Here is a 14,110-nt window from a genome sequence, read left to right as displayed (position 1 = left end):
GCAATACCGTTCCTTGAGGGCTGAATCGTTTCAATATACGAATTCGAAGCGATCAGCGTCCAGGTTCGCCGGAAAGCGTGTGCGATACGCTGCCAGGTCCGCCGCGCTCAGGCACACCGTGAACACGCCGTCGGCCTCGCCGGCACTGAGCAGCGTCTCGCCCTGGAAGTCCAGCACCTGACTGTCACCGGTATAAGCGAAGCCCTTGCCGTCGGTGCCGATCCGGTTCACCGCCGCCACATAGCAGAGATTTTCAATGGCCCGTGCCGGCAGCAGCCGGTTCCAGTGCTGACGCCGGGCGCCCGGCCAGTTGGCGGTATACAGCAACAGGTCGGTGTCCTCGGCATCGCGACTCCACGCCGGGAAGCGCAGGTCGTAGCAGATCAGCGGCCGAATCCGCCAGCCCTTGAGCTCGAACAACACCTGCTGGTCACCCGGTGTGTAATGGTTGTGCTCGCCGGCCATGCGAAACAGATGACGCTTGTCGTAATGCAGCACCTCGCCATCCGGACGCGCCCACAGCAAGCGATTGCGATGGCTGCCGTCGGCGGCCTGGATGATCACGCTGCCGGTGATCACGGCGTCCAGCTTTGCCGCCTGGGCCTTGAGCCACTGGCTGGCGGGGCCGTTCTCCGGCTCGGCCAGGGCCTCGGATTCCATGGAAAAACCGGTGGTGAACATTTCCGGCAGGATGATCAGGTCCGCCCCGCGCGCCTGTTCGAGCAGCGCGTCGAAATGTTCCAAGTTGGCCCGGCGGTCATGCCAGGCCAGCGTAGTCTGGATCAAGGCGATGTTCAGATTGGGCAACGCGCTCAGATCACGCATAGTTTTTCCGCCGCTTCGCGCAGCGTCTCCTCGCGTTTGGCAAAACACAGGCGCACCAGGCGCTGGCCCTGCGGCGGGTCCTGGTAGAACACCGAGATCGGAATGGTCGCCACGCCGTGTTCGCGGGTCATCCAGAGCGCCATGTCGACGTCATTGAGGTCCGGGCGGATCTGCGAATAATCCACCAACTGGAAATACGTGCCGGCGACACGCTGGAAAGTGAAGCGCGACGGCGCCAGCAGATCGCAGAACAGGTCGCGCTTGGCCTGATAGAAATCCGGCAGTTCATCGACATGCTCCGGATGCTCGGCCATGTAGTCGGCCAACGCGTACTGCAACGGTGTCACGCCGCAGAAACTGACGTACTGGTGCACCTTGCGCAGCTCCGCCGTCAGGGCCGCTGGCGCGACGACGTAGCCGGTTTTCCAGCCCGTGACGTGGTAGGTCTTGCCGAACGAACTGACGACGAAGGCACGGCGGTAGAGTTCTTCGTGGGCAAGGACGCTGACATGGGGCACGTCGTCGAATACCAGGTGCTCATAAACCTCATCGCTGATCAGGTAGATGTCGCGATCGCGAATCAACGCCGCCAACTGGTCCAGCTCGGCGCGGCTGATCAATGCGCCGCTGGGGTTGTGCGGCGTGTTGAGGATGATCATTCGCGTGCGCGGGCTCAGGGCTTCGCCAAGCTTCTGGAAGTCGATGGCAAAATCATCCAGGCCCAATTGCACATGTACGCAACGCCCGCCGGCCAGTTGCACGGCAGGTTCGTAGCTGTCGTACGCTGGGTCGAAGACGATCACTTCGTCGCCGCTGTGTACCACCGCCGCGATGGCGCAGAAAATCGCCTGGGTCGCGCCGGGGGTCACGGTGACTTCCTGATCGGCGTCGACGCTGGCGCCATAGCTGCGGGCGATCTTTGCCGCGATCTGCTGGCGCAGGGCTGGCAGGCCGGTCATCGGCGAATATTGATTGTGGCCTTGGGCGATATGCCGGCCCACTGCATCGCGCAGGGCCTGCGGGCCATCGAAATCGGGAAACCCCTGGGACAGGTTCAGCGCACCGGTCTGCGCGGCAAGCTGGGACATCTGGGTAAAAATGGTGATGCCGACATTCGGCAACTTGCTGGTGATCATCGAGGGTTCCCTGGGTCTGCACCCGGCTCTGGCGCGGCGCGGGAGAGGTCGAGGATAGCCCAATCGCCGGGCATGAAAAAGGGTGCCCCGTAGGCACCCTCTTCAATTGTTGCCGAACACCGTGGCGAGGGAGCTTGCTCCCGCTGGGTTGCGAAGCAGCCCCAAGATGTATCCACCACAGCGGTGCATCAGACAAAACGCAGGGGGCTGCTGCGCAGCCCAGCGGGAGCAAGCTCCCTCGCCACAAAAGCGGTCCTGAGAAGCCAGGATCAGCGCTTGTCGCGGCGCTTCTTGTCGGCCTTCTTGTGGTGCGACATCAAGCGGCGCTTCTTGTTGACCTGGCGGTCGGTGAGCGTGTTCTTATTGCCTTCGTACGGGTTCTCGCCGCCCTTGAACTCGATGCGGATCGGCGTACCGACCAGCTTCAGGACGCGACGATAAGTGTTTTCCAGATAACGAACGTAGGACTTGGGCACCTTCTCGATCTGGTTACCGTGGATCACGATGATCGGTGGGTTGGCACCGCCCAAGTGGGCGTAGCGCAGCTTGATCCGTCGGTTGTTGACCATCGGTGGCGCATGCTCGCCGACCGCGTCTTCGAGGATCTGGGTCAGGCGGTTGGTCGGCCAGCGGGTAACCGCCGACTTGAACGAGTTCTGCACCGAGGCGTAGAGGTTGCCCACGCCGGTACCGTGCAGGGCCGAGATGAAGTGGATGTCGGCAAAGTCGACGAAGAACAGCCGACGCTGCAGTTCGACCTTGACGTAATCGCGCTCGCTCGGCGTCATGCCGTCCCACTTGTTGATCGCGATGACCAGTGCACGACCGGCTTCCAGGGCGAAGCCCAGCAGGTTCAAGTCGTGATCGACCACGCCTTCGCGGGCGTCCATCACGAAGATGACCACGTTGGCGTCTTTGATCGCCTGCAGCGTTTTGACCACGGAGAATTTTTCGACTTCTTCGTGGATCTTGCCGCGCTTGCGCACACCGGCCGTGTCGATCAGCGTGTACTTCTCTTCGTTACGCTCGAAGGGAATGTAGATGCTGTCACGGGTGGTGCCGGGCTGGTCGTAGACGATGACCCGGTCTTCACCGAGCATGCGGTTGACCAGCGTCGACTTGCCGACGTTCGGGCGGCCGATGATAGCGATCTTGATGCCGTCCTTTTCGCTCGGACCCGGAATGCGCTTGGCTTCCTCGCCCTCGGCAACGACTTCTTCCTCGCCCTCTTCCGGCTCGTCTTCATCGTCCTTGGGGAAATCAGCCAGGGCGATTTCAAGCATCTGAGTGATGCCGCGACCGTGGGCACCGGCGATCGGAATCGCCTGGCCCATGCCCAAAGGTGCGAACTCGGCACGAGCCATGTCGGGGTCGATATTGTCGACCTTGTTGGCAACGACGTATGAACGCTTGTTACGTTTGCGCAAATGCTCGGCGATCATCTGGTCGGCGGCGGTAAAACCAGCCTTGGCGTCTACCAGGAACAGCACCACATCGGCTTCTTCGATGGCGAGCAGCGACTGCTCGGCCATTTTTTCGTCCATGCCGTGTTCATCACCGGAGATGCCGCCGGTGTCGACCAGAATATAGGTACGCCCTTGCCACTTGGCCTCACCGTATTGGCGATCACGGGTCAGACCGGACAAGTCGCCGACGATAGCGTCGCGAGTCCTGGTCAGGCGGTTGAACAAGGTGGACTTGCCGACGTTCGGTCGGCCCACCAGGGCGATTACGGGAACCATGCGGCTCTCCACTTCGTTATTTCAGAAAATACAAAAGCCGCTGCGAGGCAGCGGCTGGTGCTCGGGGGCCATTCTGTAGGAGTGAGCTTGCTCGCGATAGCGGTAGTCCAGTGACATGGATATCGACTGATCCAACGCTTTCGCGAGCAAGCTCGCTTCCACATGAATGAAGCCGCTTGGGAATTAACCCAAGCATAGTCTTACTTGATGGTCAGGGCTTCCAGTTTGCCGCTGTTGCCATATACATAAATCATGTTTCCCACCACCAGCGGACGGGCACGCAGGCCGTCGCTGTCGATGCGCTCGCGACCGACGAAACGACCGTCGACCTGGCTGAGCAGGTGCAGGTAACCTTCCAGGTCACCCACTGCAACGTAGCTGGAGAACACTTCCGGGGCCGACAATTGGCGACGGGCCAGGGAGTCGTTGCTCCACAATGCGGTAGTGGAACGCTCGTCAACGCCTTCGACGGTGCCCGAGGACAGGCTCACGTAGACGCTGCCGAAACCTTGGGCGACACCGGCGTAGCTCGACGCATCGCGCTGCCACAACGGACGACCGCTTTCCAGGTCCAGCGCCGCAACGCGGCCCTGATAACTGGCGACGTACAGCGTACCGCCGGACAGCAGCAGGCCGCCGTCGATGTCGACCACACGCTCCAGCTCCGAACGACCTTGCGGGATCGCTACGCGCTGCTCCCAGACCGGTACGCCGTTGGAAATATCCAGGGCCACGACTTTACCGGTCGACAAGCCAGCCACCGCGAGGCGGTTGGTGACGATCGGCGCGCTGGTGCCACGCAGGGTCAGTACCGCCGGAGTGCTGTCGTACAACCAGCGCTGGTTGCCGGTAGCGGCATCCAGGCCGATCAGGCGGTCATCCTGGGTCTGTACCACGACCACATCACCGTTGGTGGCAGGCGGCGCGAGGACTTCGCTGGTCACGCGGGCGCGCCATCTCTCTTCACCGCTGCTCGCGTCCAGGGCGACGATCTCGCCCTTGAGCGTGCCGATCATGACCAGCCCGTAACCCACGCCAACGGCGCCGGACACAGGCAGCTCAAGATCCTTTTCCCATTTGACGTCGCCGCTCATGCGATCCATGGCCATGACGACGCCAGTCACGTCGCCGGCATAGAGGGTGTCGCCGTCGATGGCCGGCACCAGCATGTTGTAGGTCTCACCCTGGCCGTCGCCGATGGAGCGGCTCCATTGCTTCTGCAGCACGACTTCTTCTTTGAAATCGGTCAGTTCGGCCGGAGGCAGTTCTTTCTTGCTGTTGCTGCTGCAACCCGCGGCCAGAATGGCCAGGGCCAGCAATGCTGCATGTTTCCAACGGATCACGTCACGCATCCCCTTTGGCCAGGTCGTCCAGCTTGATTTGCAGGCCACCGACTGCGGCTTCATCCGACAGCGCAGCCTTGGCTTTTTGGTAGGCCGCATGGGCCTCATTGGCACGGCCCAGCTGTACCAGCAGGTCGCCCTTGAGTTCTTCGCGGGTCGCCAGGAACGCCTTGTCGGCGTCGCCGTCGAGCAGCTTCAGCGCGTCTTCGGCCTTGTTCTGTGCCGCCAGCACCTGCGCCAGGCGCTGACGCGCAACTTCGCCCAGGGTCGGGTTGGCCGGTTTGTCGACGATGGCTTTCAGCTCGGTGACCGCGTCGTCCAGCTTGCCGCTGTCGACCGCGACCTTGGCCACGAACAGGCTGCCGTACTGGGCGTAGGCGGTGCCGCCGAACTCTTTGTTGAGCTTGCCGGCCAGGTCCGCCACGCGCGCCGCGTCAGGCTTGCCGTCGGGGGTCAGGGTGGTTTCCAGCAGTTGCTGGTAAAGCACCGAGGCACCTTGCGACTGGTTGCTCTGGTATTTCTGGTAGGCCTGCCAGCCGAACACGATGACCAGCGCCAACAGGCCGCCAGTGACCAGCGGCTTGCCGTTGCGCGTCCACCAGTCCTTCAAATCCGCCAGCTGTTCATCTTCGGTACTCGACACCCCAATACTCCTTAATCGCTAAATCGGCTGTTTGACAGCTTCAACCCTGCACGACGCAGGTGGCCAGGTGTGCAGCAAGCGCATCCCAGGCAATGCTTTGTTGTTCGCCCTGGCCACGCAGGGGTTTGAAACCTACCACTTGTTGAGCCAGTTCGTCGTCACCAAGAATCAGTGCGTACAGTGCACCGCTCTTGTCGGCCTTCTTGAATTGGCTCTTGAAGCTGCCAGCGCCGGCGTTGATCTGCAGACGCAGGTTGGGCAACTGATCGCGCACTCGCTCGCTCAGGGCCAGGGCGGCCAGTTCGGCGGCCTCGCCAAAGGCGCAGAGGTACACATCGACCTGGCGGGCCAGTTCTTCCGGCACCTTGTCCAGCGCTTCAAGCATCAGCACCAGGCGCTCGATACCCATGGCAAAACCCACGCCCGGGGTCGGCTTGCCGCCCATCTGCTCCACCAGCCCGTCGTAGCGGCCACCGGCGCACACGGTGCCCTGGGCGCCGAGCTTGTCGGTGACCCATTCGAAGACGGTCTTGCTGTAGTAATCCAGGCCACGGACCAACTTGGGGTTGATCACGTAAGGGATGCCGACGGCGTCCAGACGTGCCTTCAGCCCTTCGAAATGCGCGCGGGATTCGTCGTCGAGGTAGTCGGCCATTTTCGGCGCGTCCACCAGGATCGCCTGGGTCTCCGGGTGCTTGGTATCAAGCACGCGCAGCGGGTTGGTCTTCAGGCGGCGCTGGCTGTCTTCGTCGAGCTTGTCGACATGGGCGGACAAAAATTCCACCAACGCCTCGCGGTAGCGGCCACGGGATTCGCTGGTGCCCAGGCTGTTGAGCTCAAGCTTGACCGCATCGCGCAGGCCCAGCTCGCCCCACAGGCGCCAGGTCATCACGATCAGCTCGGCATCGATGTCCGGACCTTCCAGGTTGAATACTTCAAGGCCGATCTGGTGAAACTGGCGATAACGACCTTTCTGCGGACGCTCGTGGCGGAACATCGGCCCGATGTACCAGAGTTTCTGCACCTGGCCGCCGCCGGTGATGCCGTGCTCAAGCACTGCACGCACGCATGCTGCCGTGCCTTCGGGGCGCAGGGTCAGGGAATCGCCGTTGCGATCGTCGAAGGTGTACATTTCTTTTTCGACGATGTCGGTCACTTCACCGATGGAGCGCTTGAACAGCTCGGTGAACTCGACGATGGGCATGCGGATCTGCCGGTAACCGTAGTTATCCAGCAGGCGCGCGACGGTGCCCTCGAAATAGCGCCACAGCGGCGTCTGCTCGGGCAGGATGTCGTTCATGCCACGAATGGCTTGCAGAGACTTGCTCACGTGTATTCCTTAATCTTGCGACTTAACCGCGCGCGATGACCGCTGCGTCGGCTTCGACCTTTTCGGCCGCTTTCTGGCGGATCAGCTTTTCCAGCTCATCCACCAGATTGTCATTCGTCAGTTTCTGCGACGGCTTGCCGTCGATGTAAATCAGGTTCGGCGTGCCACCCGTCAGGCCGATATGGGCCTCCTTGGCTTCGCCGGGCCCGTTGACCACGCAACCGATCACCGCGACATCCAGCGGCACCAGCAGGTCTTCAAGGCGCCCTTCCAGCTCGTTCATGGTCTTGACCACATCGAAGTTCTGCCGCGAGCAGCTCGGGCAGGCGATGAAGTTGATTCCACGGGAACGCAGGTGCAGGGACTTGAGGATGTCGTAGCCGACTTTCACTTCCTCGACCGGGTCCGCCGCCAACGAGATGCGGATGGTATCGCCAATCCCTTCGGCGAGCAGCATACCGAGGCCGACGGCAGATTTCACCGTACCCGAGCGCAACCCACCGGCTTCGGTGATGCCCAGGTGCAACGGCTGGACGATTTCCTTGGCCAGCAGGCGGTAGGCTTCGACGGCCATGAACACGTCGGAGGCCTTCACGCTGACCTTGAAGTCCGGGAAATTCAGGCGTTCGAGGTGCTCGACATGGCGCAGCGCCGATTCCACCAGCGCGGCCGGAGTCGGTTCGCCGTACTTCTTCTGCAGGTCTTTTTCCAGGGAACCGGCATTGACGCCGATACGGATCGGAATGCCGCGATCACGGGCGGCATCCACCACCGCGCGCACGCGATCTTCGCGACCGATGTTGCCCGGGTTGATGCGCAGGCAGTCGACGCCCAGCTCGGCCACGCGCAAGGCAATGCGGTAGTCGAAGTGAATATCGGCCACCAACGGCACCTTGACCAGCTGCTTGATCTTGCCGAACGCCTCGGCGGCGTCCATGTCCGGCACGGATACGCGGACGATATCGACGCCGGCGGCTTCAAGACGATTGATTTGCGCGACCGTGGCGGCCACGTCATTGGTGTCGCTGTTGGTCATGCTCTGCACAGCGATTGGCGCATCGCCGCCCACGGGCACGTTACCGACCCAGATCTTCCGGGATTCGCGACGCTTGATAGGAGATTCGCCGTGCATGACTTATTGACCCAACTTCAGGCGAGCGGTCTCGCCACTGGTGAACGGAGCCACATCGACCGACTGGCCGTTGTAGCTGACCTGCGCGCCACGGGCATAGCCCAGGCGTACGGCAAACGGCGGCCTGCCGTTGACGGACGTGCTGTCGCCCTTGCGCTTGAGGCCGCTGAACAGGACCTTGCCGTTGCCGTCGGTAATCTGCGTCCAGCAATCGGCGGTGAACTGGATCTGTACCTGGCCATCGCCGGGCGCAGGAGCCGGGGCCGCCGGGGTTGCTGGCGCTGCTGGCACGGCCGGAGCGGCCACGGTTGGCGCTGGCGTGACGGGGGCTGGAGCCGTGGGGGTGGTCGGCGCGCTGCCGGCATGGGCCGGAGCCGTGGGGGCGGCAGGCGTTGGGGCTGGCGCGGGAACGGATGGCACGACAGGCTCGGCACCCGCGGCGGCATCGGTCTCGCCGCTGTCCTGGCCTTGAGGCAATGCCAGGGCGGTTTCACCCTCGGTCTGCCCCTCGACAACAGCCTGGTCTTCCGGCTCATCCAGCGGATGAATCTGGGTGGTGCCGTCGGCGCCTTCGACTTCGACATGCTCAGGGTTCATCGCAACCGGCTCCTTGCTGCGCAAGGAAGCCTGATCCTGCCACCAGACGAAACCGCCACCGATCACCGCGATCAGCAGCAGCAGGCTGACGATACGCAAAATGGTGTGGGAAACACGCACTGGCTCCTCGATACGACCCAGGCTGTGCACACTGCTGCCCTGGGCGTCGGAACCGGTGTATTGATCGAATTGCTGGACCAGCACGGTCTGGTCCATGCCAAGCAACTTGGCATAGGCGCGGATGTAGCCCCGGGCGAAGGTATGCCCTGGCAATTTGTCGAACGCGCCGGCTTCCAGGTTGCTCAGGGAAGTCACGGTGAGATTGAGCTTGAGGGCCACTTCGGCCAGCGACCAACCATTGCTTTCGCGGGCTTGACGCAGGGTCTCACCGGGATTTACGCGAGTCGCTGCTACAACTTCGGGATGCGCCGCTTTCATCATTGCTCCGACAGGTATTGCTGATATTCCGGCGTACCGGGATAGAGTCTTTTGAGTTGCAGGCCATAACTGGCGGCCTTGTCACGATCTTCAAACACATGCGCCAGCCGAACGCCGAGCAATAGACTACGTGCATTTTGCTCGCTGAGCAGGCTAAACCGCTCGTAATAGTCGCGAGCGGGCACATAATGCCTGTCTTCGTAAGACAACTCAGCCATTTCCAGCAACGCGCGCGGTTGCTGGCGGTTGAGCCGCAGCGCCTTTTCGAGCTGCTGGCGGGCCAGGTCACGCTGGCCGAGTTTCGCGGCGGTCATGCCGAGGTTCTCGAACACCCGCGAACGCTCAGGGTAAAGGGTATCGGCGGCCGCTTGCTCGAAGCGCTCGTAGGCTTCTTTGTAGCGTGCCTGCTCGTAGAGGAAGCTGCCGTAGTTGTTGAGGATCCGGGCGTCTTGCGGGCGGGCGGACAACGCCTTGCGAAAGTGTTCGTCGGCCAGTTCCGGCTCCATCTCGGCCTGGAACACCAAGGCCAGCGCCGCATTGGCATCGGCGTCCGAGCTGTCCAGCTCAAGGGCCTTCTTGAGCGGCACCTTGGCCCGTTCGGTCATGCCCTGTTGCAAATAGCCGATGCCCAGCTGCACATAGGCCTCGCGCGCTTCGTCACGGCCCTTGCTGGTTTTCATCGGGTTATAGTCGCCCGACAGAACACAACCGGAACAAAGGCCGGCCAACAGCAACAGCAGCGCAAAGCGCAGGGACATAGAGTTCCTCTCTTAGTGACTGTTCGCAGCGTTCTGTACTGCATCGTCCGCGGCGTTCAATTCGCGCACGGCAATGTAGCGTTCGCTGCGACGGGTGCGATCCAGCACCTGTCCTACCAATTGGCCACACGCGGCATCGATGTCTTCGCCACGGGTGGTGCGCACGGTGACGTTGAAGCCAGCGTGGTGAAGCTGATCCTGGAACCGACGAATTGCATTGTTGCTCGGACGCTCGTAGCCGGAATGCGGGAACGGGTTGAACGGGATCAGGTTGATCTTGCACGGGATGTTCTTGAGCAGCTCGATCATCTCGACCGCGTGTTCAACCTTGTCATTTACGTCCTTGAGCAAGGTGTACTCGATGGTCAGCACGCGTTTTTCGCCCAGGGACGACATGTAGCGCTGGCACGACTCGAGCAGCATCTTAAGCGGATATTTCTTGTTGATCGGCACCAATTGGTTACGCAATGCGTCATTCGGTGCGTGCAGCGACAACGCCAGGGAGACGTCGATGTGCTTGGCCAGCTCATCGATCATCGGCACCACGCCGGAGGTGGACAGGGTCACGCGGCGCTTGGAGATGCCGTAGCCCAGGTCGTCCATCATCAGGTGCATGGCGGAGACGACGTTGTCGAAGTTCAGCAGCGGCTCACCCATGCCCATCATCACCACGTTGGTGATGGCACGGTCGACGGTTGCCGGGACGCTGCCAAAGGATTTGTTGGCAATCCACACCTGGCCGATCACTTCGGCGGCGGTGAGGTTGCTATTGAAGCCTTGCTTGCCGGTGGAGCAGAAACTGCAATCCAGGGCACAGCCTGCCTGGGACGAAACGCACAAGGTGCCGCGCTTGCCCTGGGGAATGTAGACGGTCTCGACGCAGCTGCCGGACGCCACGCGCACCACCCACTTGCGGGTGCCGTCGCTGGAAATGTCCTGGCTGACCACTTCGGGGCCGCGAATCTCGGCAACGGCCTTGAGCTTTTCGCGCAGGGCCTTGCCGACATTCGTCATGGCGTCGAAATCGTCGACGCCAAAGTGGTGAATCCATTTCATCACCTGACCGGCACGGAAACGCTTCTCCCCGATCGAGTCGAAGAATTTCTCCATTTCCGGCTGGGTCAGGCCCAACAGGTTGGTTTTGCCGTTCGATGTAGTCATGGATTCACCTTCACTCAAAAGCCTGGGCTTAGCGAGTGGTTACTTCAGTAGCGGAGAAAAAGTAAGCGATTTCGCGAGCAGCGGCGGCTTCGGAGTCCGAACCGTGGACGGCGTTGGCGTCGATGGATTCAGCGAAGTCAGCACGGATGGTGCCGGCAGCAGCTTCTTTAGGGTTGGTAGCGCCCATCAGCTCACGGTTGCGAGCGATGGCGTTTTCGCCTTCCAGCACCTGAACGACAACCGGACCGGAAGTCATGAAGGCAACCAGTTCACCGAAGAAACCGCGCTCGCTGTGCTCAGCGTAGAAGCCTTCGGCTTCGGCTTTGGACAGTTGCTTCATTTTCGAAGCTACAACGCGCAGGCCAGCGTCTTCGAAGCGGGTAACGATCTTGCCGATCACGTTTTTAGCAACGGCGTCAGGCTTGATGATGGAGAAAGTACGTTGAACAGCCATGGTGTAACTCCAGAAACGGTAATTTACGAAAAATTAAACCCGCGAATTATACGCGGGTTCTTGGGTATTGCCTAACCTGCGAGGCGATCAGTCCAATTCTGCGGCCCAGAGCTCCTGAACCGCTTCCAACACCTTCTCGCCGACTCGGCCAGAGGTGGCATCGAAGTCAGGCAGCTCAAGGATCATCTGCTGCAGACGGACGAAACCTACAGAGTACGGATCGAGACCCTCGTGGGCTTCGGCCAATTCTTCCGCGATGCGTTGTACATCATTCCAACCATAGCTCATGACAGTGTCACCATCAGTGCGGCGCTTCGGCCGCATGGTTAAGTGAGTATCTCGGGATTTCGACGGTCAGGTCTTCAGTGCCGACGATGGCCTGGCAACCCAGACGCGATTGCGGCTCAAGCCCCCAGGCGCGGTCAAGAAAGTCTTCTTCCAGCTCGTCCGCCTCTTCCAGCGACTCGAAACCTTCACGAATGATGCAGTGGCAGGTCGTGCAAGCGCAAACGCCGCCACAGGCACTTTCCATCTCGATGTGGTGTTCGTGGGCCAGGTCAAGAATGGACGTTCCGGGCTCGGCTTCCACGACCATGCCGTCCGGGCAGAACTTCTCGTGGGGCAGAAAAATCACCTGCGGCATCAGTTATTCCTCGATTTCATTCAGGTTGCGCCCCGCCAGGGCGGCTTTCACCGTCGAGTCCAGGCGGCGGGCAGCAAAGGCATCGGTGACTTGCGACAGACGCTTGGTCTGCTGTTCGATGGCATAACCATCCGTGCCCTTGATCAATTCGGAGAGTTCTTGCATCTGCATTTCGATGACCATGCGCTCCTCGGCGTCGAGCAAGCGCTCGCCGTCGGCTTCGAGGGCGGCTTGCACGGCTTCAACCAGGCGCTGGGCATCGACCTGCTGCTCGCGCAGCACACGTGCGACTTTGTCGTCGCTGGCGTGCTGGAACGAATCCTTGAGCATCTTGGCGATTTCGCCGTCGGTCAGGCCGTAGGACGGCTTGACCTGGATGCTAGCCTCGACGCCCGAACCAAGCTCGCGGGCGGAGACATTGAGCAGGCCATCGGCGTCGACCTGGAAGGTCACGCGAATCTTCGCCGCGCCAGCGACCATCGCCGGGATGCCGCGCAATTCGAAACGCGCCAGGGAGCGGCAGTCGCTGATCAATTCACGCTCGCCTTGCAGCACATGAATCATCATGGCCGACTGGCCGTCTTTATAAGTGGTGAAATCCTGGGCGCGGGCGACGGGGATGGTGGTGTTGCGCGGGATCACCTTCTCCATCAGCCCGCCCATGGTTTCCAGGCCCAGGGACAACGGAATCACGTCGAGCAGCAGCAATTCGCCGCCGTCGCGCTTGTTGCCAGCCAGGGTATCGGCCTGGATCGCGGCACCGATGGCGACCACCTGGTCCGGGTCGATTTCAGTCAGCGGCTGACGGCCAAAGGCTTCGGCAACGGCTTCGCGAACCCGAGGCACGCGGGTCGAACCACCGACCATGACCACGGCCTTGACATCTTCCAGCTCGACGCCGGAATCACGCACGGCACGGCGGCAGGCCTTGAGGCTGCGGGCGACCATGGGTTCGATCAGGGCATTGAAGGCTTCGCGGGTCAGCGTGGCTGTCCATTCGCCGTAAGCGACTTCAACGCTGGCGGCGTCGGTCAAGGCTTCCTTGGCGGCGCAGGCGGTTTGCAGCAGATGGCGCTGGGTCCCCGGATCGAGATCAGCGGACAAGCCCGCCTGCTCGATGATCCAGCCGGCAATAGCGTGATCGAAATCGTCGCCGCCCAGGGCGCTGTCGCCACCGGTGGCGAGGACTTCGAAGACCCCGCCGGTCAGGCGCAGGATCGAAATATCAAACGTGCCGCCGCCCAGGTCGTAAATGGCGACGAGGCCCTCGGCATGCTGGTCCAGGCCGTACGCCACCGCAGCCGCCGTCGGCTCGTTGAGCAGACGCAGCACGTTGAGACCGGCGAGCTTGGCCGCGTCCTTGGTGGCTTGGCGCTGGGCGTCATCGAAATAGGCCGGGACGGTGATCACCGCGCCCACCAGTTCACCACCCAACGCGGCTTCGGCGCGCTGACGCAGGACCTTGAGGATATCGGCGGAGACTTCTACCGGGCTTTTCGGGCCCTGCACGGTTTCGATGAACGGCATGTGGGATTCGCCGCCGACGAAACGGTACGGCAGTTGATCGCCCAATTGCTTGACGTCGGACAGACCACGACCCATCAAGCGCTTGACCGACACGACGGTATTGAGTGGATCGGTGGCGGCGGCCAGCTTGGCCGACTCGCCAACTTCGACGCGATCGGCGTGGTAGCGCACGGCAGACGGCAGGATCACCCGCCCCTGCTCGTCGGCCAGCGGCTCGGAAAGACCGCTGCGCAAAGCAGCGACCAGGGAATTGGTGGTACCCAAGTCGATCCCGACAGCCAGGCGACGCTGGTGCGGTTGTGGACTTTGGCCGGGTTCGGCGATCTGCAGTAGGGCCATCGTAATCAGGACTTATCTGTAATCAGGCGTGCGACCGGAGCG

Annotated in this window: 14 protein-coding genes; all 14 read right to left on the bottom strand. The window is 61.8% G+C overall.

Annotated elements, in window-relative coordinates; genetic code table 11:
• Positions 1 to 30 precede the first annotated feature (30 nt).
• Positions 31 to 825 (bottom strand): amidohydrolase, encoded by a 795-nt coding sequence (locus J3P94_RS05865; RefSeq protein ID WP_434571983.1) that lies wholly within the window; start codon positions 823 to 825, stop codon positions 31 to 33.
• On the bottom strand, positions 813 to 1,961 hold the full coding sequence (locus J3P94_RS05860; protein ID WP_434571981.1) for a pyridoxal phosphate-dependent aminotransferase: 1,149 nt from the start codon (positions 1,959 to 1,961) through the stop codon (positions 813 to 815). Before J3P94_RS05860 ends, J3P94_RS05865 begins: the two co-directional genes overlap by 13 nt.
• Positions 1,962 to 2,230: 269 nt before the next feature.
• Positions 2,231 to 3,703 (bottom strand): ribosome biogenesis GTPase Der, encoded by a 1,473-nt coding sequence (gene der, locus J3P94_RS05855; RefSeq protein WP_434571979.1) that lies wholly within the window; start codon positions 3,701 to 3,703, stop codon positions 2,231 to 2,233.
• A gap of 200 nt (positions 3,704 to 3,903) precedes the next feature.
• A complete protein-coding gene (gene bamB / locus J3P94_RS05850; protein ID WP_434571977.1) occupies positions 3,904 to 5,055 on the bottom strand; it encodes an outer membrane protein assembly factor BamB in 1,152 nt (383 codons plus the stop codon).
• On the bottom strand, positions 5,048 to 5,689 hold the full coding sequence (locus tag J3P94_RS05845) for a YfgM family protein (protein WP_434571975.1): 642 nt from the start codon (positions 5,687 to 5,689) through the stop codon (positions 5,048 to 5,050). Before J3P94_RS05845 ends, bamB begins: the two co-directional genes overlap by 8 nt.
• A 40-nt stretch (positions 5,690 to 5,729) precedes the next feature.
• A complete protein-coding gene (gene hisS / locus J3P94_RS05840) occupies positions 5,730 to 7,019 on the bottom strand; it encodes a histidine--tRNA ligase (RefSeq protein WP_305498998.1) in 1,290 nt (429 codons plus the stop codon).
• Between the two features lie 22 nt (positions 7,020 to 7,041).
• Positions 7,042 to 8,151, bottom strand: coding sequence for a flavodoxin-dependent (E)-4-hydroxy-3-methylbut-2-enyl-diphosphate synthase (gene ispG, locus J3P94_RS05835; protein WP_305498996.1), 1,110 nt, complete (start codon positions 8,149 to 8,151; stop codon positions 7,042 to 7,044).
• A 3-nt stretch (positions 8,152 to 8,154) separates the two neighbouring features.
• Positions 8,155 to 9,186, bottom strand: coding sequence for a RodZ domain-containing protein (locus J3P94_RS05830; protein ID WP_434571973.1), 1,032 nt, complete (start codon positions 9,184 to 9,186; stop codon positions 8,155 to 8,157).
• Positions 9,186 to 9,944, bottom strand: a complete 759-nt coding sequence (gene pilW, locus J3P94_RS05825; RefSeq protein WP_305498992.1) for a type IV pilus biogenesis/stability protein PilW — start codon at positions 9,942 to 9,944, stop codon at positions 9,186 to 9,188. The genes J3P94_RS05830 and pilW overlap by 1 nt, the downstream gene beginning before the upstream one ends.
• A 12-nt stretch (positions 9,945 to 9,956) precedes the next feature.
• Entirely contained in the window at positions 9,957 to 11,105 is a 1,149-nt protein-coding gene (gene rlmN, locus J3P94_RS05820) for a 23S rRNA (adenine(2503)-C(2))-methyltransferase RlmN (RefSeq protein WP_053118626.1), read from the bottom strand.
• Positions 11,106 to 11,133: 28 nt separating this feature from the next.
• Positions 11,134 to 11,559 carry a nucleoside-diphosphate kinase gene (gene ndk, locus J3P94_RS05815; protein ID WP_042727994.1) on the bottom strand — a complete coding sequence of 142 codons (426 nt, stop codon included), beginning with the start codon at positions 11,557 to 11,559 and terminating at the stop codon, positions 11,134 to 11,136.
• Between the two features lie 87 nt (positions 11,560 to 11,646).
• Positions 11,647 to 11,847: a Fe-S cluster assembly protein IscX gene (gene iscX, locus J3P94_RS05810; protein WP_016773328.1), complete on the bottom strand. Its 201-nt coding sequence runs from the start codon at positions 11,845 to 11,847 to the stop codon at positions 11,647 to 11,649.
• A gap of 13 nt (positions 11,848 to 11,860) precedes the next feature.
• Positions 11,861 to 12,202, bottom strand: a complete 342-nt coding sequence (fdx, locus tag J3P94_RS05805) for an ISC system 2Fe-2S type ferredoxin (RefSeq protein WP_434571971.1) — start codon at positions 12,200 to 12,202, stop codon at positions 11,861 to 11,863.
• A 3-nt stretch (positions 12,203 to 12,205) separates the two neighbouring features.
• Complete coding sequence (gene hscA, locus J3P94_RS05800; protein WP_434571970.1) at positions 12,206 to 14,068, bottom strand: Fe-S protein assembly chaperone HscA; 1,863 nt, start codon at positions 14,066 to 14,068, stop codon at positions 12,206 to 12,208.
• Positions 14,069 to 14,110: the final 42 nt, after the last annotated feature.

It is taken from the genome of Pseudomonas sp. Z3-8 (assembly GCF_051131975.1).
In the GTDB taxonomy this organism is placed as follows: domain Bacteria; phylum Pseudomonadota; class Gammaproteobacteria; order Pseudomonadales; family Pseudomonadaceae; genus Aquipseudomonas.
The sequence above is the reverse complement of the archived record's forward strand: the minus strand, read 5'-3'. Positions and strand labels throughout refer to the sequence as shown.